20 protein-coding genes are annotated in these 22,024 nt (G+C 71.7%); 12 read left to right on the top strand and 8 right to left on the bottom strand.

Translation table 11 applies throughout. The features are described 5' to 3' along the window. Window positions 1-21: 21 nt before the first annotated feature. From ACQ5BE_RS06715 to ACQ5BE_RS06740, 6 genes are all read left to right on the top strand, one after another. Complete coding sequence (locus ACQ5BE_RS06715; protein ID WP_430296195.1) at window positions 22-1,560, top strand: NCS1 family nucleobase:cation symporter-1; 1,539 nt, start codon at window positions 22-24, stop codon at window positions 1,558-1,560. 124 nt (window positions 1,561-1,684) lie between these two features. After that, window positions 1,685-2,410 carry an aspartate/glutamate racemase family protein gene (locus tag ACQ5BE_RS06720; RefSeq protein WP_430296196.1) on the top strand — a complete coding sequence of 242 codons (726 nt, stop codon included), beginning with the start codon at window positions 1,685-1,687 and terminating at the stop codon, window positions 2,408-2,410. Between the two features lie 171 nt (window positions 2,411-2,581). Further along, window positions 2,582-3,796: a formaldehyde dehydrogenase, glutathione-independent gene (gene fdhA, locus ACQ5BE_RS06725; protein ID WP_430296197.1), complete on the top strand. Its 1,215-nt coding sequence runs from the start codon at window positions 2,582-2,584 to the stop codon at window positions 3,794-3,796. A 102-nt stretch (window positions 3,797-3,898) separates the two neighbouring features. Then, window positions 3,899-4,564: an RNA polymerase sigma factor gene (locus ACQ5BE_RS06730; RefSeq protein WP_430296198.1), complete on the top strand. Its 666-nt coding sequence runs from the start codon at window positions 3,899-3,901 to the stop codon at window positions 4,562-4,564. Further along, window positions 4,561-5,607 (top strand): Ig-like domain-containing protein, encoded by a 1,047-nt coding sequence (locus ACQ5BE_RS06735; RefSeq protein WP_430296199.1) that lies wholly within the window; start codon window positions 4,561-4,563, stop codon window positions 5,605-5,607. Before ACQ5BE_RS06730 ends, ACQ5BE_RS06735 begins: the two co-directional genes overlap by 4 nt. Before the next feature lie 45 nt (window positions 5,608-5,652). Beyond that, entirely contained in the window at window positions 5,653-6,957 is a 1,305-nt protein-coding gene (locus ACQ5BE_RS06740; RefSeq protein WP_430296200.1) for an FAD-dependent oxidoreductase, read from the top strand. A 15-nt stretch (window positions 6,958-6,972) separates the two neighbouring features. On the opposite strand, the gene ACQ5BE_RS06745 is transcribed toward ACQ5BE_RS06740, so the two are convergent. Further along, window positions 6,973-7,734, bottom strand: a complete 762-nt coding sequence (locus ACQ5BE_RS06745) for an IclR family transcriptional regulator (protein WP_430296201.1) — start codon at window positions 7,732-7,734, stop codon at window positions 6,973-6,975. A 162-nt stretch (window positions 7,735-7,896) separates the two neighbouring features. Between ACQ5BE_RS06745 and ACQ5BE_RS06750 the strand changes: the two genes are divergently transcribed. Genes ACQ5BE_RS06750 through hxlB form a run of 5 tightly spaced genes read left to right on the top strand, consistent with a single transcriptional unit; the run spans window position 7,897 to window position 12,143 of the window. Further along, on the top strand, window positions 7,897-9,219 hold the full coding sequence (locus tag ACQ5BE_RS06750; protein WP_430296202.1) for an MFS transporter: 1,323 nt from the start codon (window positions 7,897-7,899) through the stop codon (window positions 9,217-9,219). A gap of 4 nt (window positions 9,220-9,223) precedes the next feature. Beyond that, entirely contained in the window at window positions 9,224-9,988 is a 765-nt protein-coding gene (locus tag ACQ5BE_RS06755) for a fumarylacetoacetate hydrolase family protein (RefSeq protein WP_430296204.1), read from the top strand. Further along, a complete protein-coding gene (locus ACQ5BE_RS06760; RefSeq protein ID WP_430296206.1) occupies window positions 9,985-10,944 on the top strand; it encodes a sugar kinase in 960 nt (319 codons plus the stop codon). Before ACQ5BE_RS06755 ends, ACQ5BE_RS06760 begins: the two co-directional genes overlap by 4 nt. Window positions 10,945-10,954: 10 nt before the next feature. Beyond that, window positions 10,955-11,599, top strand: coding sequence for an orotidine 5'-phosphate decarboxylase / HUMPS family protein (locus tag ACQ5BE_RS06765; protein WP_430296208.1), 645 nt, complete (start codon window positions 10,955-10,957; stop codon window positions 11,597-11,599). Further along, window positions 11,589-12,143 carry a 6-phospho-3-hexuloisomerase gene (hxlB, locus tag ACQ5BE_RS06770; protein ID WP_430296209.1) on the top strand — a complete coding sequence of 185 codons (555 nt, stop codon included), beginning with the start codon at window positions 11,589-11,591 and terminating at the stop codon, window positions 12,141-12,143. Before ACQ5BE_RS06765 ends, hxlB begins: the two co-directional genes overlap by 11 nt. Before the next feature lie 50 nt (window positions 12,144-12,193). Here hxlB and ACQ5BE_RS06775 read toward each other — a convergent pair whose 3' ends face one another. From ACQ5BE_RS06775 to ACQ5BE_RS06805, 7 genes are all read right to left on the bottom strand, one after another. Continuing rightward, window positions 12,194-12,817, bottom strand: a complete 624-nt coding sequence (locus tag ACQ5BE_RS06775; RefSeq protein WP_430296211.1) for a PadR family transcriptional regulator — start codon at window positions 12,815-12,817, stop codon at window positions 12,194-12,196. A gap of 72 nt (window positions 12,818-12,889) precedes the next feature. Further along, window positions 12,890-14,302, bottom strand: coding sequence for a vanillate/3-O-methylgallate O-demethylase (gene ligM, locus ACQ5BE_RS06780; protein WP_430296213.1), 1,413 nt, complete (start codon window positions 14,300-14,302; stop codon window positions 12,890-12,892). Window positions 14,303-14,358: 56 nt separating this feature from the next. After that, the gene (purU, locus tag ACQ5BE_RS06785; protein ID WP_430296214.1) at window positions 14,359-15,231 is read right to left on the bottom strand and encodes a formyltetrahydrofolate deformylase; all 873 of its coding nucleotides are present in this window, start codon (window positions 15,229-15,231) and stop codon (window positions 14,359-14,361) included. Window positions 15,232-15,242: 11 nt separating this feature from the next. Beyond that, entirely contained in the window at window positions 15,243-16,082 is an 840-nt protein-coding gene (locus ACQ5BE_RS06790) for a methylenetetrahydrofolate reductase (RefSeq protein ID WP_430296300.1), read from the bottom strand. 151 nt (window positions 16,083-16,233) lie between these two features. After that, window positions 16,234-17,499: an MFS transporter gene (locus tag ACQ5BE_RS06795; RefSeq protein WP_430296215.1), complete on the bottom strand. Its 1,266-nt coding sequence runs from the start codon at window positions 17,497-17,499 to the stop codon at window positions 16,234-16,236. A 6-nt stretch (window positions 17,500-17,505) separates the two neighbouring features. After that, complete coding sequence (locus ACQ5BE_RS06800) at window positions 17,506-19,008, bottom strand: aldehyde dehydrogenase family protein (RefSeq protein ID WP_430296217.1); 1,503 nt, start codon at window positions 19,006-19,008, stop codon at window positions 17,506-17,508. 89 nt (window positions 19,009-19,097) lie between these two features. Beyond that, window positions 19,098-20,462 carry an aminomethyl transferase family protein gene (locus tag ACQ5BE_RS06805; protein WP_430296218.1) on the bottom strand — a complete coding sequence of 455 codons (1,365 nt, stop codon included), beginning with the start codon at window positions 20,460-20,462 and terminating at the stop codon, window positions 19,098-19,100. 136 nt (window positions 20,463-20,598) lie between these two features. Between ACQ5BE_RS06805 and ligM (ACQ5BE_RS06810) the strand changes: the two genes are divergently transcribed. Continuing rightward, window positions 20,599-22,023, top strand: coding sequence for a vanillate/3-O-methylgallate O-demethylase (gene ligM, locus ACQ5BE_RS06810; protein ID WP_430296219.1), 1,425 nt, complete (start codon window positions 20,599-20,601; stop codon window positions 22,021-22,023). Window position 22,024: the final 1 nt, after the last annotated feature.

Below are 22,024 nucleotides of genomic sequence, written 5' to 3' on the forward strand. Positions count from 1 at the left end.
CCCCTCCCAGAGAGTCAGCCAATGAACAGCACCCCGGACACCGTCGTCCCCGAGCTGGACACCGCCGCCGTCCCGACGGACGCCGCGCGCGGCCACGCGCCGTCGGCCGTCCCCGCCGGGCTCAGCACCCGCCTCTACAACAAGGACCTTGCCCCCACCCAGCGCGTCGGCCGCAGCTGGAGCGCCTACAGCATCTTCACCCTCTGGGCCAACGACGTGCACAGCCTCGGCAACTACGCGTTCGCGATCGGCCTCTTCGCCCTGGGCCTCGGCGGCTGGCAGGTCCTCGCGGCGCTCGGCGTCGGCGCGGTCCTCCTGTTCGCCCTCCTGAACCTCTCCGGCTTCATGGGGCAGAAGACGGGCGTCCCGTTCCCCGTCATGAGCCGGATCGCCTTCGGAATCCACGGCGCGCAGATCGCCGCCCTCGTCCGCGGCGCCGTCGCCATCGCGTGGTTCGGCATCCAGACCTACCTGGCCTCGGTCGTGCTGCGCGTGCTGCTGATCGCCGTCGCGCCCGGCCTCGCCCCGCTCGACGAGGGCCAGATCCTCGGCCTCTCCCCTCTCGGGTGGATCGCGTTCGTGGGCCTGTGGGTCGTCCAGGTCGTCATCGTCTCCTACGGCATGGAGATGATCCGCAAGTATGAGGCCTTCGCCGGGCCCATCATCCTCGCCACCATGCTCGCCCTCGCCGTCTGGATGTTCGCGCAGGCGGGCTTCGAGATCGCGTGGAGCACCGACCGGAGCCTCACCGGCGGGGACATGTGGCTGCACATCCTCGGCGGCGGCGCCCTCTGGGTCTCCATCTACGGCACGTTCGTGCTCAACTTCTGCGACTTCACCCGCTCCGCCAAGACCAAGGCCGCGATCGTCAAGGGCAACTTCTGGGGCATCCCGGTCAACATGCTCCTCTTCGGCGCGATCACCGTGGTCCTCGCCGGGGCCCAGTTCAGGATGAACGGCCAGATCATCACGAGCCCGTCGGACATCGTCGCCTCGATCCCGAACACATTCCTGCTCGCCGCCGCGTCAATGGCGCTCCTCGTCCTCACGATCGCCGTGAACCTCATGGCAAACTTCGTCGCCCCGACCTACGCCCTGACCAACCTGTTCCCGCGCCGCCTGGACTTCCGCAGGGCCGCGATGGTCTCGGCCGTGGTCGGCCTCGTGATCCTGCCGTGGAACCTCTACAACAACCCGATCGTGATCGTGTACTTCCTCGGCGGCCTCGGCGCGCTCCTCGGCCCGCTGTTCGGCGTCATCATGGCGGACTACTGGCTCATCCGCCGCGGCAAGGTGAACGTCCCGGCGCTGTACACCGAGGCGGCGACCGCCGACTACCACTACACCAAGGGCGTCAACCCCCGCGCCATCGCCGCCCTCGTGCCGGCCGCGGCCGTCGCCCTGGCGATCGCCTTCATCCCCGCGCTGTCCATGCTGAGCGCGTTCGCCTGGTTCTTCGGCGCCGGCATCGCCGCCGTGAACTACTGGTTCATCGCCGACCGCACCCGAGCCTTCACCGACACCGACGGCGAAGCCATCGCCGTCCCCAGCGTCCACTGACGCCCGCCTCCGGCACCATCCCGAGCACGACGGCGGCGGACCGGCCCCCGCGCCCGGCCCGCCGCCGTCGTGACCACCGCAGCCCCCTGCGGGGCGTCCTCACCAGCAGAAGCCAGGTACTCCCATGCGCATCCTTGTCGCCAACGTCAACACCACCCAGTCCATGACCGACTCCATCGCCGCGGCCGCACGCGCGGCCGCATCGGCGGGCACGGAGATCGTCGGCATCACGCCACGTTTCGGCGCCGACTCGTGCGAGGGCAACTTCGAGTCCTACCTGGCCGCGCTCGCGGTCATGGACGCGGTCTCCCGCTACGAGGGCGAGTTCGACGCCGTGGTCCAGGCCGGCTACGGCGAGCACGGGCGGGAGGGCCTCCAGGAGCTCCTCGACGTGCCCGTCGTGGACATCACCGAGGCCGCCGCCTCGACCGCGATGTTCCTCGGCCACAGGTACTCCGTGGTGACGACGCTGGACCGGGCCGTTCCGCTGATCGAGGACCGGCTCAGGCTCGCCGGGCTCGATGCCCGCTGCGCTTCGGTGCGCGCGTCGGGGCTCGGCGTGCTCGAGCTCGAGGAGGACCCCGAGCGGGCTGTGAAGGAGATCGTCGCCCAGGCCGAGGCAGCGGTGGGCGACGACAGGGCGGAGGTGATCGTGCTCGGCTGCGGCGGCATGAGCGGCCTCGACGCCCGGATCCGCGAGCGCTGCGGCGTTCCCGTGGTCGACGGCGTCGCTGCCGCCGTCGCCGTCGCTGAGGGCCTGGTCCGGCTCGGGCTGAGCACGTCCAAGGTGCGCACCTACGCGCCGCCGCGCCCCAAGAAGGTCACCGGCTGGCCCCTCAGCGCCGGCTGAGGCGTGCCTTGACCTGCCCCTGCGCCTCTGCCTACGGTGCCCGTACCGCCGAGAAGTGACGCGGGCCACCCGCACGGGCACCGTGCGCCCGGCCCGCGCCAGGCAGATCGACTGCATCAGCACGCGGGGTCGGGACCGGCCCCGCCGAACCAAGGCAGGGGGCCATCATCCATGGCAGGCAACAGAGCGGTCGCGTACAAGGGGCCGGGCAAGGTCGAGGTCATCGACACCGACTACCCGACGTTCGAGCTCAAGGACGGGCCCGGGGTCAACCCGGCGAATGTGGGGCGGAAGGTCCCCCACGGAGCCATCCTGAAGACGGTCACCACGAACATCTGCGGCTCCGACCAGCACATGGTGCGCGGCCGCACGACCGCGCCGAAGGACCTCGTCCTCGGGCACGAGATCACCGGCGAGGTCGTCGAGGTCGGTCCCGACGTGGAGTTCGTCAAGGTCGGGGACATCGTCTCGGTCCCGTTCAACATCGCGTGCGGCAGGTGCCGGAACTGCAAGGAGCGCAAGACCGGCATCTGCCTCAACGTCAACCCCGACCGGCCCGGCAGCGCGTACGGGTACGTGGACATGGGCGGCTGGGTCGGCGGCCAGGCCGAGTACGTCCTGGTCCCCTACGCGGACTGGAACCTCCTGGTGTTCCCTGACCGCGACCAGGCGCTGGAGAAGATCATGGACCTGACCATGCTCTCGGACATCTTCCCCACGGGGTTCCACGGCGCCGTCACCGCAGGGGTCGGGGTCGGCTCGACCGTGTACGTGGCCGGGGCCGGACCGGTGGGCCTCGCGGCGGCGACGGGCGCGCTCCTGCTGGGCGCCGCCGTCGTCATCGTGGGGGACATGAACGCGGACCGGCTCAAGCAGGCGGCGAGCTTCGGCTGCGAGACCGTGGACCTGACCAAGGGCGGCCCGGCGGAGCAGATCGAGCAGATCCTCGGCGAGCCGCTCGTGGACTGCGGCATCGACGCGGTGGGGTTCGAAGCCAAGGGCCACGGCTCAGGGGCGAAGGAGGCCCCGGCCACCGTGCTGAACTCGCTCATGGACATCACCGCAGCCGGGGGCGCCCTCGGCATCCCGGGCCTCTATGTCACGGGCGACCCCGGCGGCATCGACGAGTCCGCCCAGAAGGGCTCGCTGTCCCTCTCGCTCGGCACGGGGTGGGCGAAGTCGCTGTCCTTCACCACCGGCCAGTGCCCCGTCATGAAGTACAACCGGGGGCTCATGATGGCGATCCTCCACGACCGCGTCCAGATCGGGAAGAACGTCAACGCCACGGCGATCGGCCTCGACGACGCGCCGCGCGGCTACGCCGAGTTCGACGCCGGCGCCGCCACCAAGTACGTCCTCAACCCGAACGGCTACGTCAAGAACTAGCAGGCACCGGGAAGGACGCCCGCGCCCACCCCTGACGGTCGTGGACCCTCACGTTGCTCCAGTTGCTGGACGTAAAATGGGTCCAGACCTCAGGGGTGCGTCATGTGCGATCTGCCCAAGCGCCGCTTCAGGGCGGCCATCCGTCCAGCGCGGGTCCTCGTCGCCGCCGTCGGGATCGCTGCGATCGCGGCCGGGTGGCTCGTGCCGACGCTCCTCTCCGCCGTCCCGATCGGCGCAGGGGCCCTGGTCCTCCTCGCCGCCGTCGTGCCCGCCGTGCGGGACATCGAGCTCGGCCTGCCGGGAGACCTGAAGCTCACCGCAGCGCTGTCCGGGCGGCAGCAGGACATCGAGAGCGTCTTCGAGCAGCAGCGCGGGGACCTCCAGCTCTGCGCGCAGCTGCTGTGCGGAGACCCGGAGCAGGCCAAGGCCCTCCTCGAGGCGGCCTGGTCGCGGACGGCGGAGGTCTGGCGCGGCCCGGTCACCCCGCAGCTGCGGCTCTACACGCTGTGCGTGCTCGTCCAGCTCCTTGAGAAGAGGGACCGCTGGGCCCGGCCCGAGACCCCCGCCGAGGCGAAGACCCTCCTGGCGAAGCTGCCGATCGGCGAGCGCGTCGCCGTCGTGCTCCACGACTTCGCCGCGCTCACCATCGCCGAGATCGCCGGACTGACCGAGAGCACCACCTCGACCGTCACCGACCGCCTCGCGCGCGCCAACGAGCAGGCCCAGCTCTCGCTCGGCAGCGGCCCCACCGGGAGCGGGTCGCCGTGAACAGCGATCTCCGGCAGCGGCTCTACGCCGAGGCGACCGAGCTCGCGGCGAGGCATCCCGCGGACCTGGAGAGCGCCGTCGCACGCGGGCACGAGCGGCTCCGGAACCGTGTCACGCTCCTGAGCGTCCTCACGGCGGTCGCTGTGCTCGCGGCCGCGGCGGCGCTCGTCATCGTGCGGCTCGTCGGGACGGCCGGGGGCGACGGCAGCCGCTCCGCGACGGTGATCGGCATCGTCGTCACGGCGCCGGGGCAGCAGCTCCCGCCGGGCCTGAAGATCCAGGCCTCGGCCAAGGCCACCCTGAGCGACGGTCGCACCCGGCAGCTCGAGGACGGGGTGGTGTGGTCGAGCGCGAATCCTTCCGTGGTCGCGGTCGACGGCGCAGGGCTGCTCACGGCGGTCGCCGAGGGTTCCACCGCCGTCAGCGCCACGTTCGGCGGCTTCACCTCATCGCTGACGTTCTCGGTGGTCCCCGGGTCCACCTTCACCCCCACCCCCTCGGTCACGGTCCGCGCGCTGCAGGTCGACCCGGAGAGCACGAGCGTCCGGGCTGGGCTGACCACCGCGTTCTCCGCCCAGCTGCGCCTGAGCGACAACTCGGTCATCCCGGCCTCCCAGCTGACCTGGAAGACCAGCGACGAGAAGATCGCGACGGTGGACGCGACGGGGACCGTCACCGGGGTCGCGCCGGGCAGCGCGCTGCTGACGGCCACCGCCAAGGACCCGCTCGGGGCCTCGTACGAAGCGCTCGCCCTCGTCGTCGTGACCCCGCCGGAGGTGGTGCGGGTGCAGATCGCGCCCGCGACCGTGCCCCCGCTGTTCGTGGGCGACAAGCCCGTGAAGCTGACCGCGACCGTCACCTACACGACCGGGAAGTCCGAGGCCGTGGACGCCGTGTCCTGGTCCTCCGAGAACGGCGAGGCGGTCCGGATGGACGACCACGGCAACGCCTACCCCGAGAAGGCCGGGACCTCCCGGATCACGGCGATGTACCAGGGGACCACGAGCCAGCCGGTGACCATCACGGTCAAGCAGATCGACTAGGACGCGCCGCCTGACTCCCCGGGCGCCCCCGCGTACGCTGGAGCCATGGCTGCACCCGAGCGGACACGCGTGGCGGTGGTGGGCGGCGGCCCCGCGGGCATGGTCCTGGGGCTCCTCCTCGCGAGGGGCGGGATCGAGACGGCGGTGCTCGAGAAGCACCCGGACTTCCTCCGCGACTTCCGCGGCGACACAGTCCACGCGTCGACCCTGACGCTCCTGGACGAGCTCGGGCTGGGCTCCGCGTTCGCCGAGCTCCCCCACCGGCTCATGGACCGGGCGGAGATCCAGCTCGACGCCGGAACGGTGCGCCTCGCGGACCTGGGCCGTTCCCTGCCCGGGCTGCACCGGCACGTGGCCCTCGTCCCGCAGTGGGACTTCCTCGAGATGCTCGCCGAGGCCGCGGAGCGCGAGCCGCACTTCACGCTGCTGCGCTCGGCGGAGGCGGTGGGCCTGGCGCACGACGGCGGGCGGGTCGCCGGGGTGCGGTGGCGCGACTACCGCCCCACGGCGGTTGAGCGCAGCGCAGCGGAGTCGAAACCCCTCCCCGAGCACCTCCTCGGCGCCGACCTCGTCGTCGCGTGCGACGGCCGCTGGTCGGACGTGCGCGCGGCCGCGGGGCTCTCGGCCGAGACCTTCGGCGCGCCGATCGACGTGTGGTGGTTCCGGCTGCCCCGCCACGAGGGCGATCCCGACGGCGGCGTGGGCCGGCTCTCCGGGCGCGAGTTCATGGTCATGATCGACCGCGGCCACGAGTGGCAGTGCGGCTACCTCATCGCCAAGGGCCAGGACGCGCAGCTGCGCGCCGAAGGCCTCGAGGCGTTCCAGGCCAGGCTCGCGCGGCTGCAGCCCTGGCTCGCCGACCGGCTCACACGGTGGCCGGGCTCGCTCGACGACGTCAAGCTCCTCGAAGTCCGCGTCGAGCGCCTGCGCGAGTGGCACCGGGACGGCCTGCTCCTCATCGGCGACGCCGCGCACCCCATGTCCCCGGTCGGCGGGGTGGGCATCAACCTCGCGATCCAGGACGCCGTCGCCGCGTCCCGGATCGTCGGCCAGTGGATGCGGCACGCGCCCGGCCCCGTCCCGGAGAAGGTCCTCGCCGAGGTCCAGGCGCGGCGGCTGCCGCCCACCCGGCTCGTCCAGGCCTTCCAGCGGCTCGCGCACCGCGGCGTCGTGAGCCGGGCGCTCAAGGGCACGCTCGCGACGTCGGCCACCCGGGTCCCGCTCCCGCTGCGGCTCCTGGCCCGCTTCCCGCTCCTCCAGCGCGTCCCCGCCCGCCTCATCGCGATCGGACCCCGGCCCGAGCACGCGCCGAGCTGGGCGCGCCGGCTCGAGCGGCTCGAGCCGCGCTGAGGACCTCCCGGCGGGTCAGCGCGGGGGCAGTCGGACGGTCAGCTCCTGCGCGGCCTCGTTCAGGGCGGGAAGGTAGTCGAGGAGCCTCTCGCGGCTGACGCGGTAGGCCGGGGCGGCGACCGAGAGCGCGGCCACCGTGACGCCGTCGGGATTCCGCACGGGGACCCCGATGGCGCGGATGCCCGCCTCGTGCTCTTCGTCGGCGACGGCGTAGCCCTGACGGGAGACGTCGTCGATCTCGTCCCGGAACCGCTGCCTGTCCACGATGGTGTGCGGCGTGAAGGCCGTGAGCTCCAGATGCTCCACGAGCTCGGTGCGGGCAGGCTCGGCCGCGAAGGCCACGAGCACCTTCCCCATCGAGGTGCAGTGGAGCGGGCCGCGCCGTCCGGGTTCGCCGCTGACGCTGACCGAATGGCTGCCCTGGACATGGTGCACGTAGAGCTGGTGGTGCCCGTCGATCACCGACATGAGCGCGCTCTCCGCGGTCCGGTCCGCGAGCCTGCGGAGCACCGGCAGGGCGGACCCCGCAAATCCGTGCCGGTGTGCCACACGGCTCGCGAGGGAGAAGGTCTGCAGCCCGAGGCTGTAGCGCCTGCTGGCCTCGTCGACCGAGGCGTAGCCGTCCCGCACGAGGGCGGTGGCCAGCCGGTGGGCGGTGCTCGGCGGGAAGCCGGCCTTCCTGGCCACTTCGGAGAGGGATGCCCCGTCCGGGTAGTCGCCGAGCAGGGTCAGGAGAAGCAGGGCCTTTCCGACCATGTCGGGAGGAGTCGGCGTCATGCCCCCAGTATGCCAGAGCCGTTCCACGATGTGGGAGACCGTGCCGGTAGAAGGAAAAAGTCGCTCGCTCCCCCTTGTGCCCCACCCCCACGGAGGCGCACACTTGATTCCGGTTGGCGACAAGCCATTCCATATTATGGAACATCACACTGAGGTGATCTCATGACCCATCACTCCGCAACCAGCCACGGGCCCGCCCCTGCGGTCGCAGCGTCTCCGGGACGGGCCCGCTGGGCGCGGCTCCTCCCGATAGCGTTCGTCACGTACTCGCTCGCGTACCTGGACCGCTCGAACTACTCCATCGGCGTCGCCGGCGGCCTGAAGACCGACCTGAACCTGGACGCGGGCGTCTCGGCCCTCCTGGGCGCCCTGTTCTTCCTCGGCTACTTCCTGTTCCAGGTGCCTGCCGGCATCTACGCCGAGCGGCGCAGCGCGCGGACCCTGATCTTCTGGAGCCTCATCGCCTGGGGCGTCCTCGCGTCCCTGCAGGGCGTGGTCTCCGACGTTACGTGGCTCATGGTGGTGCGGTTCCTCCTCGGCGTCGTCGAGGCCGCCGTCCTGCCCGCCATGGTGATCTTCCTGAGCCACTGGTTCACGAAGGCCGAACGGGGCCGGGCCAACACCTACCTCATCCTCGGCAACCCGGTCACCGTCCTGTGGCTGACCGCGGTGTCCGGCTACCTCGTCGAGGCGACGTCGTGGCGGTGGATGTTCATCATCGAGGGTGTTCCGGCCATCGCGTGGGCCTTCGTCTTCCGGGCGCTCGTCGCCGACCACCCGCACCAGGCGCGCTGGCTCAGCAAGGACGAGCGCAGCTACGTCGAGGACGCACTGGACGCCGAGCAGCGCTCGATGACCCCGGCCGCCTCGCTGTGGAGCGCGCTGCGGTCCCGCAACGTCGTCATCCTGTCCGTGCAGTACTTCCTGTGGAGCGTCGGCGTCTACGGCTTCGTCTTCTGGCTCCCCTCGATCGTGAAGGCCGCCAGCGGCGAGGGCATCGGGATGACCGGGCTCATCTCCGCCATCCCCTACGTCTTCGCGGTGATCCTCATGGTCGTCAACAGCCGCCTCTCGGACCTCTCGGGCCACCGCAACCGGTACGTCTGGCCGTGGCTGGCACTCAGCGCGGTGGCGTTCTACGGCTCCTACCTCATCGGGCCCTCGAACTTCTGGGCGGCCTTCGTCCTGCTGGTGGTCGCGGGCGCCGCGATGTACGCCCCGTACGGGCCGTTCTTCGCCGCGATCCCGGAGCTCATGCCCCGCGACGTGGCGGGTCCGGCGATTGCTCTCGTCAACTCCCTCGGCGCCCTCGGCGGATTCGCCGGGTCCTACCTCGTGGGCTGGCTCGACGGCGCCACCGGATCGAGCAGCGCCTCGTTCCTGCTCATGGCGGTCAGCCTCGCGGGGTCCGCGGTGCTCATCCCGCTCGTCCGCCCGCGCGCCGCGAAGCCGTCCCGGTCCGCGCTCGGCACGGCGGAGTCCTGAGACGATGCGGATCTGCAGGATCGCCCACGCCGGAGGCACCAGCTACGCCAGCTGGGAGGGCGAGGAGTTCGCCGTACTGGCCGACCCCTTCGCACCCCGGCCGCGCCACACCGGGACGAGGATCTCCCCCGCGGTGGCGCGGCTGCTCGCCCCGGCGGAGCCCCGCACGGTGGTCGGCATGGCGCACAACACCGGCGCGGCCGACAGGGCGCTCCCGCCGGCCGCCTTCCTGAAGGCCGCGCGCTCCGTGGTCGGCCCGGGCGCCGCCGTGCGCCTCCCGGACGACGCCGGCCGGACCGTCGCCGAGGGCGAGCTCGCCCTCGTGATCGGCCGGGAGACCACGGGCGTACGCCCCTCGGATCTGCTCTCGTGCGTCCTCGGCCTCACCGTGGCCAACGACGTCACCGACCGGAGCGCCCAGCACGACGATCCGCTGTGGACCGCCGCCAAGAGCAGGCACACGTTCACCCCGGTCGGGCCGTGGACCGAGACCGGCCTGGACGCGGGCGACCTCCAGATCACCGTGACCGTCAACGGCGTCGAGGCCAGCCGCGCCTCCACCGCCGGCCTCGCCCGCGACCCCGGCGAGATCCTGGCCTATGTGGCCCGGCTCATGCCGCTGGGTCCGGGCGACCTCGTCCTGACCGGGGCCCCCGGCCCCGAGGCACCCCTGCGCGCCGGGGACGCCGTCGGCGTGCGCATCGACGGGCTCGGGGAGCTCAGCAACCCGGTGGAGGCCTGGCACGCGCGGCAGGGGGCCGCGGCATGAGCGCCCTGGACGCCGTCACGTTCGGCGAAGCCATGGCCATGTTCATGGCCTGCGAGCCCCGGCCCCTCCACGAGGTGACTGCCTTCGAGCGCGGACTGGCCGGGGCGGAGACCAACGTCGCCGTCGGCCTGGCCCGGCTCGGGCACCGGTCCGGATGGATCGGGAGGGTGGGGGCAGACCCCTTCGGCAGCTACGCCCTCGCCACGCTCCGCGCCGAAGGCGTGGACACGGGAGCAACCACGGTCGACGACGCCGCCCCCACCGGCTTCCAGCTCAAGGGACTGGCCCTCGGCGGCGACCCAGAGGTGTTCTACTTCAGGAAGGGATCCGCCGGAAGCCGGCTCACCCCAAGCGAGGCGACAGACGCGTGCATCGCCTCGGCCCGGCACCTCCACCTCACCGGCATCCCGCTCGCACTCTCCGCCAGCACCCGCGCCTTCGCGGTGCGCGCCCTCGAGATCGCGCGGGCCAACGGAGCGACGGTCTCCTTCGACCCGAACATCCGCCCCACCCTGTGGAGCAGCGAGGCCGAGCTCGTCGAGGCGACGAACGCCATCGCTGCCGCGGCCGACTGGGTGCTGCCGGGCCGGACCGAAGGGCTGCTGCTCACCGGCCGGGACAGCGCGGACGGCATCGCCGACTTCTACCTCGCCCTCGGCGCCTCGCGCGTCGCGGTCAAGGACGGCGCCGCCGGGGCGTCCCTGCACACCGCCCACGGCCGGCTCGACCACGCGGGCTTCCGGGTCGGCGTCGTCGACACGGTCGGGGCGGGCGACGGGTTCGCCGCGGGCCTCATCAGCGCCTACCTCGACGGGCTCGACGACGCGGCCGCCCTCGAGCGCGCGAGCGCCGTGGGGGCCCTGGCCACCACCCACCGCGGCGACCGCGACGGCCTGCCCACGCGCGGAGGGCTCGACGCCTTCATCGCCGCCGCGGCCATGGCCCCGACCACCTAGGAGGACCCGCTTGGAGCTCCAGATAGCACTCGACCGCCTCCCCCGGGCACGGGCGCTCGCCCTCGCCCACGAGCTGGCCCCGTCGGCCGACGTCGTCGAGGTGGGCACCTCGCTCATCAAGGCGCACGGCATGGACGTGGTCCGTGAGATCGTCGCGGCGGCCGGACCCACGCCCGTCCTCGCGGACCTGAAGACTGCCGACGACGCCGCCACCGAGTTCGGCATGGCGTTCGAGGCGGGGGCGCGGGCGGCGACGGTGCTCGCCGTCGCCCACGACGCGACCCTCGAGAAGGCCCTCGGCACCGCCGAAGACTACGGTGCCGAGACGGTCGTCGACCTCATGGCGACCACCGGGGGGCGGCGCGCGCAGCTGGCCGCGAGCCTGCCCGACGACGCCGTCCTGGCCGCCCACGTGGCCAAGGACGTCCAGTCCGCGCAGGACGGGCCGGCCAGCCTGCTCGGCGCCTGGGCCACCGGCCGGAGGCTCGCGCTCGCCGGCGGGCTCGGGGCCGACGACCTGCCCACCCTCGCAGGCATCCCGCGCCTGCGCGTGATCGTGGGCAGCGCCGTCACCGGCGCTGCCGACCCGCTCGCCGCGGCGCAGGAGCTGCGCCGCCGCCTCACCAGCCTCGAAAGGACCCGCAGTGGCCGATGATTCCTTGACCACGATCGCCCGCGAACTGGAGCCCGTCCTGGCCGGCGTCGACCGCGACGAGATCGAAGGGACGGTGCGCGCCCTCGAGGAGGCCCCGCGCGTCTTCGTCACCGGCGAGGGCCGCTCCGGCCTCATGGGCAGGGCGTTTGCGATGCGCCTCATGCATCTGGGCCTGACCGCCTACGTGGTCGGCGAGACGACGACCCCAGCCCTCCGCGACGGCGACCTCCTCGTCGCGGTCTCCGGATCCGGCACCACGGCCCACACCGTCCAGGTCGCGAAGGCCGCCGTCGCGGCCGGGGCGCGGGTCCACGCGGTCACCTCCGATGCCGAGTCCGCGCTCGCGCGGCTGGCGGCGACGAGGCTGGTCCTGCCCGCGGCCACCAAGCACCGGCGGCCCGGCGAGGCCCCCAGCCGCCAGCCGCTCTCGAGCCTGTTCGACCAGGCCACCCACCTCTCGCTGGACGCGGCGTGCCTCGTCCTCGCCGAACGAAGGCAGGTCGACAACGACGCGGCCCGGGCAGCCCACGCCAACACGGAGTAGCGCGACCGACGAGCAGCACCGCTGAGCAGCAGCACCGCCGAGCAGCGCGGCTACGCCTCGGCGACGGTCGTGCTGGCGGCCCAGGAGCCGTCCGTGCCGGATAGGCTGTCGACGAGGCCGAGCCCGCGCTGCGCCCACGCGATCTCGCCGCGGGCCCGCTCGACGAGGCCCTCGTAGGCAAACCGCTTGAAGGCGATCGTGCGCTCCTGGTCCTCGGCGGGCGTGACCGCGAGGCGGCGCACGAGCATGGGGTTCTCGACAGCCGCGATTCGCTGGAGCTCGCCCTCCCACTGGGCGAGCTCCGCCTCCCACTGCTCGATGTGCGCGCGGAAGAACGCCCGCGCCGCGAGCGGGGTCGCGTTCTCGAGGTAGGCGGCTTTGAGGTGCGCGGGATCGCGGACGCGCGCGTACTCGAGCGGCGTCCGGATCCACGCGGCGAAGGCCCGCTCCCCCGCGTCCGTGACGTGGTACACGCGGCGCGTCCCGCGCTGGCCCCTCGCCTGTTCCTCGCCCTCGATAAGGCCCTCGGCCTCCATCTTGCGCAGCTCCGGGTAGATCTGCGAGTCGGGCGCGTGCCACACGTGGCCGACCGACAGCGAGAACTGCTTCTGCAGGTCATACCCCGAGAGCGGACCGACGCGGAGCAGCGCGAGCAGAGCGAACTTCAGGCTCATGGCGGTCTCCTTCGGCGTGGGGGGTGGGCCTGCGGCACGGGGAGCCCGCTCCCCCGTGCCGGGGCCACAACCTTACGCGGGCTGGTAGTTCGTCCGCCAGCCGCCGTGGTACGTTGCGCGCGCCACCGTCGAGTACGGCACCGGGCTGACGACCGCGCGCACCTCGATCTGCTCGTGGGGCTCGACGGCGGCCTTCGAGCTTCCGCCGTTCGGCTCGCCCCAGACCACCTTGAGCTCCGTCCCCTCGGGCACGTTCGCGTCCACCGTGCCGAGCGACAGGCCACGGCGCTCGTTCGCGCTGTAGCCCGTGAACATTGAGAAGCCCACGACGGTGCCGTCGGCGTCGACCACCGAGTCGTAGTTCGCCGAGCCGTAGTTCGCCAGCGGGAGGTCGAAGAACTTGTAGTGCGGGCCGTCGACATCGAACAGCGAGGAGAAGATCCTGCCCAGGTCCTCGGCGTTCCATGCCAGGGTGACCTTGCGGCGCTGGGTCGCAGGGTCGACCTTCTCGAGGGCGTCGCGGCCGATGAAGTCGTGGTCGAACTTCACGAAGGAGCCGTAGCCGAGCTCCCACGGGGTGAGGTAGTAGTCCTCGATATTCTCGGACACGAAGGAGCCTGCCAGCGTCGCGGTGGCCTCGTAGCCGTCGGCCGGGAGCCACTCGCGGTAGGCGCGCTCCGCCTCACCCGTGTAGATCGCGGGCAGCGGGGACGGGATCCACCCGGACTCGAGCGTGTTCGACGGGTAGGCCCGGGACCCGACCGGCACGAGGCCGAACTCCGCGCCCGCCTCCACGATGGCGTTCATGATCCGGTCGTGGTCCTCGTACGGCCCCCAGATCTCCAGACCCGGCGCGCCGGCCATGCCGTGCCGGAGCGTGCGGACGGTGGTGCCGTCGATCGTCATGGTGGACATGTTGAAGAACTTGAGCTTCTCGAGCGGGCCGCCGTTGAGCTTCTCGATGACCTGCCACGCGTTGGGGCCCTGGATCTGGAAGCGGTAGTACCGGCGCGAGACCGCGTGCCCGTAGGGACGCGACGGCGAGCGGCGGTCGACCTCGATGTCCAGGTTGCTGTAGCCGCCGGTCTCGCCGTGGAACAGCAGCCAGTTGGCCGCAGGAGAGCGTCCCACGTAGACGTACTCGTCCTCGGCCTCGCGGAAGAGGATGCCGTCCCCGATCACGTGGCCGGAGGCGGTGGTCGGGACGTACTGCTTGGCCTTGTCCACGGGGAAGTTGGCGGTCGAATTGATGGCCGTGGCCGTGATGAGCTTGATGGCGTCCGAGCCGCGCATGAACAGGTTGTCCATGTGGTGCGACTGGTCGTAGAGCACGGCGGTCTCCCGCCAGGCCCTCTGCTCCTTGATCCAGTTCTGGAAGTCGGCCGGGACCACGGGGTAGATGTAGGAGCCGATCTGGGAGTTGCGCAGGAGCTCGACGGTGTTGCCCGATGCGTCGAGGACTTCCTGCAGATTCCTGGGTGCCACGGTGAACCTCTCGTTCTGTCTCGGTAGGGCTGGTTCGGTGCTGTTCTGACGGTGGTCTAGAAGACGATGGTCTGGTTGCCGTGCCGGATCACCCGGTCGGTGGCGTGCCACTCGACGGCCCGGGAGAGCACGGCGCGCTCGACGTAGGCACCGCGGGCCTGGAGGTCGGCGGCGGAATGGGCGTGGGTCGCGCGGGCCACGTCCTGCTCGATGATGGGCCCCTCGTCGAGGTCCTTGGTCACGTAGTGCGCCGTGGCCCCGATGAGCTTGACCCCGCGTTCCTTGGCCTTGCGGTACGGCGCGGCCCCGATGAACGCCGGAAGGAACGAGTGGTGGATGTTGATCAGGGGCACGCCGATGCCGTCAAGGAAGTCCGGCGAGAGGATCTGCATGTAGCGCGCGAGGACCACGAAGTCGACGTTCCCGGCGAGCAGCTTGACGATCTCGGCCTCGGCGGCCGACTTGTCCGGGCCCGCGGACGGGACGTGGAAGAACGGGACGCCGAAGGAGCGGACGTCCTCGGCCGCGTTGGTGTGGTTCGAGATGACCATGGGGATCGTCACGGGCAGCTCCCCCCGGCGGTGCCGCCAGAGGAGCTCGAGGAGGCAGTGGTCCGAGGTGGAGACCATGATCGCCATCCGCTTCGGCACGGACCGGTCGGTGAGCGACCACTCCATGCCCATCGGCCCGAGGGTCTGCGCGAGGTCCGCCTCGAGGTCCGGCATCGCGACGGCGAGGTCCCGCCGGCCGAACACGACCCGCTGGAAGAAGTCCCCTCCCGTTGGGTCGGTGGAGTACTGGTCGAGGCTGACGATGTTGCCCTCGTGCCGCGTCACGAGGGCAGCGACGGCGGCGACGATCCCCGGCCGGTCCGGGCCGTGGACGATCAGACAGGCCTGGTCCCGCTCGGGCCCGGTGTGCACGACCATGCCCGGTCCCCTCAGCTGCGCTCTGCCGTGAAGGACCGGACCCAGTCGGCGGTCGCTCCGAGGCCGCCGAACGTGTAGAAGTGCAGGCCCACCCCGCTCAGCCGTTCGGCCTCGCTCTCCTGCGCCGGCTCTCCCTGCCGCGGCACGGCGAGCGCGGCGGCGAGGTCGTCGACGAAGCGGTCGGGGCCGGCGTCGCCCATCAGGTTGGTGAGCGAGAAGCCGTACTTCTTCACGATCATCGCGTTGGCGCCCACTCCGAAGCGGCGGGCGAAGCCGAGGAGCCGCTTGATGCCGGCTGGGCCCGGGGTTCCGACGCGGACCGGCGCGTCGATGCCGCGGGAGCGGACCGCGTCGATCCATGCGACCACGGGGTCGATGTCGAACGCGAACTGCGTGATGATGACGGCTCCGAGCCCCTGCTGCTTGAGGGCCGCGGCCTTGTCCTCGAGCGCGCTGGCGAGGACCGGCTTGGGGATGTCCGGATGGCCCTCGGGGTACCCACCGATGCCCACTTCCTTCACCCCGTACCGGGGCAGGATGCCGCTCTCGATGACGGACAGCGAGTCCTCGTAGGGCCCTTCCGGGGTGGCGGGGTCGCCGCCCACGGCGAAGATGTGCTCGGAGGCGCCGACCTCCTGCAGGCGCCCGAGGAACTCCTCGAGCTGCGCCTGGGACGCGAGGCGGCGGGCGGAGACGTGCGGGACGGGGACGAAGCCGCTGTCCCGCACCGCCTTCGCGGCGGCCACGCGCATCTCGAGGTCCTCGTTGCCGAGGAACGTGACGTTGATCCTCGTGCCCTCGGGGATGCGGTCCTTCGCCTCGAGGAGGGCGGGCACGTCCTTGCCCGTCATCTCGAGCGAGAAGCCGTTGACGAGCTGGAGCGAGGCTGAACGGTTCCTCGCGGGGGCGGTTCTGCTCACGGTGCCGGACTCCTTTCGGCGGCGCGGCGGTGCGCCTCCTTCGACTTTACCTATGCACATAGGGACTGTCTATAGGTATCTGTCAGGGGCCGGCCAGCACGTGCCGCTCGCGGCCGACGGCGAGCCCCACCGCGAGCTGCGCGCCCAGCACGAGGACCACGAACAGCAGGGGGACGAGCCACCCGCCCGTGGCCGTGAGCAGCCCGCCGAACGCCACGGGTCCCACCGCGGCGATCGCGTAGCCGCCGGACTGGGCCATGCCCGAGAGCCGCGCCGCGACAGCCGGAGTCCCTGCGCGCAGGCTGAACAGGCTGAACGAGGTGGCCAGCGACGCGCCCGAGGACAGCCCGAACAGCAGCACCCACGTGAGGAACAGGCCCGGTACGGCGAGGAGGCCCGCCATGGCCGCGAGCCCGACCACCGGGATCAGCGCGGGTGCCCACCGGGCGAGCCGGCCCCGCAGGAGGAACGGGGTGACGAGCGAGCCGCCCAGCGAGCTGACCTGCAGCAGCATGACGTCGGCGCCCGCCACGACCTCGGGCCTGCCGTTGCTCAGCGAGAGCGGCGCGAGCCAGGTGACGAGCATGTAGAACGTCATCGCCTGCACACCCATGTACGCGAGGACCTGCCACGCGACCCCGTCGCCCCAGACCCCCAGACGCGAGGGGCCGCGCCCCGCGGCGGGCGGCCGGGCGGCGTCGTGCGCCACTCCAGCGCGGGCGGCGGACGACGGCGCGCGGCGACGCAGCCCGTGGGCGGCAGCCCAGACGGCGATCGCCACCGGGACGAGGGCACCCGAGGCGAGGAGCGCCCAGCGCCAGCCGAGCGGTCCCTGGCCGGCGTCGAGGTGCGAGACCGGCACCACCACGCCCGAGGCGAGCGCGCCGAAACCGCTCAGCGTCGCGGTGAAGACGGCGGTGGCGGCAGGGACGCGGTCGGCGAAGTCGCTCTTGATCACGGCGGGCAGGAGCACGTTCGCGATGGCGAGGGCCGAGCCGACGAGGACCGTCCCGGCCCACACGTTCGCCTCGGCGCCCGGCACCGAGCGCCAGAGCGTTCCGAGTGCTAGGGCGACGAGGGAGACGAGCACCACCGGGCCGGTGCCGAACCGCGCGCTGAGGGCATGGGCGAGCGGCGAGACGACCGCGAACGCGATGAGCGGGATGGCCGCGAGCAGCCCCAGCGCTGCTTCGGTCGTCCCCAGGTCCGCCGCGATCTGGTTCAGGAGCGGCCCGACTCCGGTGATCGGCGAGCGGAGGTTCGCCGCGACGAGCAGGACCGCGGCCAGGAGCGCGAGGCGCGGGCGCCGCACCCGGGTGGATGCCTGCTCCCGCGCCTCGCGACCCATGGACGCTCAGCCGGCCGCGAGCGCGTCCGGGTCGAGGTGCGCGATCGAACGGGTGTCCTGGAAGGCGCGGACGCCCTCGATCCCCTGCTCCCGGCCGAAGCCGGACTGCTTCATGCCGCCGAAGGGTGCGCGCAGGTCCAGCCTCGTGGCGCCATGGTCGTTGACCCAGACGTAGCCGCACGCCAGCTGCCCGCCCACGCGGTTCGCGGCGTCGGGGTCCGCGGTCCAGACGGACCCGCAGAGCCCGGCCCACGTGTCGTTCGCGGCGCGGATGGCCTCGTCCTCGGTGTCGAACGGGATCACGGGGATCACTGGGCCGAACTGCTCCTGGGTCACGACCCGCAGCGACGGGTCCGGGTCCACGACGATCGCCGGGCGCAGGAAGTTGCCGCCGGCCAGCTCCGGGTCGGTCGGCAGCGCGCCGAACTCGCGCACGTCCGCACCGGAGGACTTGGCCTCCTCGATGATCTCCGCGACGAAGGCCTTCTGCGCGGAGGAGTTGAGGGGCCCCATCGTGGTGCCCTCGTCGAGCCCGTACCCGATCACCGCCTTCTCGAGCCGCGCCGAGAGGCCGGCGACCACCTCGTCGAGCCGGGAGCGGTGCACGTAGACGCGCTTGGCGTTCATGCAGATCTGCCCGGTCGTGTCGAAGATCGCCGCGTAGAGGCGGTCGAGGTGGGTGTCGTCGACGATCGCGTCCTCGAGCATGACTGCGGCGTCGTTCCCGCCGAGCTCGAGGGTGACGCGGGTGAGCGACTTCGCGGCCATCTCCATGATCCGCTTCCCGCCCGCGACGCTGCCGGTGAAGCAGACCTTCGCGACGTCCGGGCTCGTGATGAGCGCGGACATGTCCGCGTCCTTGCCCGTGACGACGTTCAGGACTCCCGGGGGCAGCTTCTCCGCGACGCGCTGGACCACGCGGGTGGTCGCGAGCGGGGTTGAGGGCGGCGGCTTGACGATGGCGGTGTTGCCCGCGATGAGGGCGTGCGGCAGGGACGCGCCGAGGATCGCGATGGGCCAGTTGAACGGCACGATCACGGTGACGACGCCGAGCGGCTGGTACTTCACCGTGGTCGTGACGGGGATGCCGGGAGCCGGGTCCAGGACCTTGCCGGTGTCGACCTCGTCCGCCAGGGCGACGGCGAGGTTCCAGCGGATCTCGAACACGAGCGAGTCGACCCACGCCTCCATGCGGATCTTGCCGTTCTCCTGGGACAGGATCGCCGCGTCCTCGTCGCGGGCCTCGGCGATGCCCTCGATCGCCGCCCGCATGTGCTCGGCGCGCTCCTGCGCGCTCAGCGCGGACCACGCAGGGAACGCTTCCTTCGCGGCGGCGATCGCGTCGTCGACGTCGGCGGGGCTCGCTGCGGCGGCGTGCCCGACGACGGTGCCCGGATTCCCCGGGTCGGGGACCTCGAGCGTCGCGGCGGCCTGGCGCTCCCGGCCCCCGATGTACAGCCCGGTGCTGACGGGCGCCTTCGGCGCGGCGGTGCTGAGTGTCTCGGTCATGGTGTGCCTCCTGACGGTGTCACTTCTGCACGATCGGGGTCCAGTGCGTGTGGAACGTCTCGATCGCCTTCATCCCCCAGGCCTGCCGTTCATGCGCGGTACACCGTCCGGGCGAACTCGTGGTACGGGGCGGGGGCCACGGTGGCGCGGATGCGCACCTGGCGGTGGTCGGCGTCGACCGCTGCCTTGCGCGAGACCGGGTCCTCGCCCCACACCACCTCGACCTCGGTCCCGTCCGGCACCTGGGTGTCGACCGTGGCGAGGGACATGTACAGCTGGTCGTAGGCGACGTACCCGGCGTCGGTCGAGATCCCGACCCGCTGGCCGTCCTTGAGGACCTCGTCCATCTGGAACAGCCCGTAGCGGGCCTTGGGGAAGTCGAGGTACTTGGCCGGCGTCCCCGGCTCCATCTGCGAGCGCACGACGGCGGCGACGTCCTCCGCGTTCCAGATCAGCGTGGCCTTGCGGCGGCGCTGGTCCTCGGCGTGCCGTTCGAGGGCCGCATGGCCGTGAAAGTCGTGGTCGAAGCGCACCGACTTGCCGAGGCCGATGTCGTAGGGGGTCATGTAGTAGTCGTGGACGTCGGCCGAATACAGCGAGCCTCCGATGGACCCCGCGCGGGCCGCCGGGAGCCAGTCCCGGTACTCGGCGAGGTCGTCGTCGAAGATCGCCGGGAACGGCGTGGGGACCCAGCCCGACTCGAGGGGGGAGGCCGAGTACGCCTTCGCCCCGACCCTGCGGATCTCGAACTCGGCGCCCGCGTCCATGAGCGCCTCGAGCACGGCCTCGTTGTCCTCCCACGGACCGTAGAACTCGAAGCCGGGCTGCCCGGCCATGCCGTGGCGCAGCGCCTTCACCGGTCGGCCGGCGATCTCGACGTCGCCGATGTGGAAGAACTTGATCTCCGGGATCGGCCCGGCGAAGACCTTCTCCATGACCTCGTTCGCGCGGGGGCCCTGGAGCTCGTAGCGGTAGAAGGTGGGCGGGCCCTGCCGCATGTGCGAGTTCGCCTCGAGGCGGTAGTGGACGTCCCGCCCGTCGGCCTCGGCCTTCTCGACGTTGAAGCGCACCCAGTCGATGAGGAGGTGGTGGCCGATGAGCACGATGCCCTCCGGGCCCTCGGCGTTGTAGAACAGGATGCCGTCGCCGATCAGGTAGCCGTCCTGGTTGACGGCGATGAGCTGCTTCGCGACACCCTGCCGGAACGTGCCGAACGTGTTCGGCGAGATCGAGGACAGCAGCGGGATGAGGTCCGCCCCCGAGAGGAACAGCTGCGTCATGTGGTGCGACTGGTCCATGAGCGCCACCGTCGTGTTCCACGCGCGCATCTCGTCGCGCCAGTTCGTGAACTCGGGGGCCACGGGGAAGGTGAAGGCAGGCCAGTTCTGGTTGCGCAGGAGCTCGACAGGGCTGCCGGCTCGGGCGATCGCCTGGGCGAGGGATTCGGAGGTCATCGTCGACCTTTCCTTTCGGCGCAGGGCAGGCGCCCTGAGGCGGGGGTTGGTGCCAGACAACCACCGCTCTGGTCTCAGGTCAAGCAGTCCAATACATTATTGTCCACAATCGCGTCAACCGAAGGAGATCGGCACGATGGCACCCCAGAACCTCCAGGACGTTCTCGACGCGGCGGGCGGCACGCCGCAGGGCACAGTCGAGCTCCTGCGCAACTCCCAGCTCGGCACGTACATCTACCCGGTGGTCCCCGCCGAGTTCACCAACTGGCGGCGCGAGCAGAAGGCCTGGCGGGAGACCGCGGTCCTCTACGACCAGTCGCACCACATGGTGAACTTCTTCCTCAAGGGGCCGGACGCGCTCAGGCTCCTCTCGGACACGGGCATCAACAGCTTCGCGAACTTCCCCGTGGACACCGCGAAGCAGTTCGTGCCGGTCGCATCCAACGGCGGTGTGATCGGAGACGGGATCCTGTTCCACGAGGCGGAGCAGGACTTCGTGTTCGTCGGCCGGGCGCCCGTGGCGAACTGGCTCCAGTTCCACGCCGAGACCGGCGGCTACGACGTCGAGGTCGCCTACGACGACCGCTCCCCCTCGAGGCCCTACGGCGCCGCCGTCACGCGCTCGTACTACCGCTTCCAGATCCAGGGCCCCAACGCGTGGCAGATCATCGAGAAGCTCGCCGGCGGCCCGGTCGAGAAGGTGAAGTTCTTCCACATGGGCCACATGACGATCGCCGGCGAGCAGGTCCGCACGCTCCGCCACGGCATGGCCGGGGCGCCGGGCCTCGAGATCTGGGGTCCCTACGCCCAGCACGGCGCGATCCGCGACGCGGTCCTCGAAGCCGGCGCGGAGTTCGGCATCGAGCCGTGCGGCTCGCGGGCCTACTCCTCGAACACCCTCGAGTCGGGCTGGATCCCCTCGCCCCTGCCCGCGATCTACACGGGCGAGGCCGAGCGGTCCTACCGGCAGTGGCTGCCCGCGAACAGCTACGAGGCCATCAACGCCCTCGCCGGCTCCTTCGTGTCCGGGGACATCGAGGACTACTACCTGAACCCGTGGGAGCTCGGCTACGGGTCCTTCGTGAAGTTCGACCACGACTTCATCGGCCGCGACGCCCTCGAGAAGCTCGAGCCGGCCGCGCAGCGCCGCAAGGTTACCCTCGCGTGGAACGACGACGACCTCGCGGAGATCTGGGCCTCGTTCCTGGACCGCGACCGGCCGGGCTACCAGTTCTTCGACGTGCCCAACGCCAACTACGGCTCGTCCAACTACGACTCGGTGGTCGACGCCGACGGCGCCGTGGTGGGCCTCTCGCTCTTCACCGGGCTCACCGCCAACGAGCGGCGGGGGCTCTCGCTCGCGACCCTGGATCCCAACGTCCCGCTCGGCGCCGAGGTCCGCGTGATGTGGGGCGAGCCCGACGGCGGGTCCCGCAAGACGACCGTGGAGCCGCACGAGCAGATCAGCGTGCGCGCCGTCGTGAGCCCTGCGCCGTATTCGGTGACGGCCCGCACCGAGTACCACGGGGGCTGGAGGACCGCCGGCGCCGGGAGCCGCTGAG

Source organism: Sinomonas sp. B1-1 (assembly GCF_050474465.1).
Lineage (GTDB): Bacteria > Actinomycetota > Actinomycetes > Actinomycetales > Micrococcaceae > Sinomonas > Sinomonas flava.

Bases quoted from the DNA above. Each gene is read 5' to 3' on its own strand.
- ACQ5BE_RS06730 (WP_430296198.1), top strand. From the start codon at position 3,899: ATGTGCGATCTGCCCAAGCGCCGCTTCAGGGCGGCCATCCGTCCAGCG.
- ACQ5BE_RS06755 (WP_430296204.1), top strand. From the start codon at position 9,224: ATGCGGATCTGCAGGATCGCCCACGCCGGAGGCACCAGCTACGCCAGC.
- ACQ5BE_RS06720 (WP_430296196.1), top strand. From the start codon at position 1,685: ATGCGCATCCTTGTCGCCAACGTCAACACCACCCAGTCCATGACCGAC.
- ACQ5BE_RS06715 (WP_430296195.1), top strand. From the start codon at position 22: ATGAACAGCACCCCGGACACCGTCGTCCCCGAGCTGGACACCGCCGCC.
- ACQ5BE_RS06775 (WP_430296211.1), bottom strand. From the start codon at position 12,817: ATGAGCCTGAAGTTCGCTCTGCTCGCGCTGCTCCGCGTCGGTCCGCTC.
- ACQ5BE_RS06795 (WP_430296215.1), bottom strand. From the start codon at position 17,499: ATGGGTCGCGAGGCGCGGGAGCAGGCATCCACCCGGGTGCGGCGCCCG.
- ACQ5BE_RS06745 (WP_430296201.1), bottom strand. From the start codon at position 7,734: ATGACGCCGACTCCTCCCGACATGGTCGGAAAGGCCCTGCTTCTCCTG.
- fdhA (WP_430296197.1), top strand. From the start codon at position 2,582: ATGGCAGGCAACAGAGCGGTCGCGTACAAGGGGCCGGGCAAGGTCGAG.
- ACQ5BE_RS06740 (WP_430296200.1), top strand. From the start codon at position 5,653: ATGGCTGCACCCGAGCGGACACGCGTGGCGGTGGTGGGCGGCGGCCCC.
- ACQ5BE_RS06805 (WP_430296218.1), bottom strand. From the start codon at position 20,462: ATGACCTCCGAATCCCTCGCCCAGGCGATCGCCCGAGCCGGCAGCCCT.
- purU (WP_430296214.1), bottom strand. From the start codon at position 15,231: ATGGTCGTGCACACCGGGCCCGAGCGGGACCAGGCCTGTCTGATCGTC.
- ACQ5BE_RS06760 (WP_430296206.1), top strand. From the start codon at position 9,985: ATGAGCGCCCTGGACGCCGTCACGTTCGGCGAAGCCATGGCCATGTTC.
- ligM (WP_430296219.1), top strand. From the start codon at position 20,599: ATGGCACCCCAGAACCTCCAGGACGTTCTCGACGCGGCGGGCGGCACG.
- ACQ5BE_RS06750 (WP_430296202.1), top strand. From the start codon at position 7,897: ATGACCCATCACTCCGCAACCAGCCACGGGCCCGCCCCTGCGGTCGCA.
- ACQ5BE_RS06790 (WP_430296300.1), bottom strand. From the start codon at position 16,082: ATGACGGGCAAGGACGTGCCCGCCCTCCTCGAGGCGAAGGACCGCATC.
- ACQ5BE_RS06800 (WP_430296217.1), bottom strand. From the start codon at position 19,008: ATGACCGAGACACTCAGCACCGCCGCGCCGAAGGCGCCCGTCAGCACC.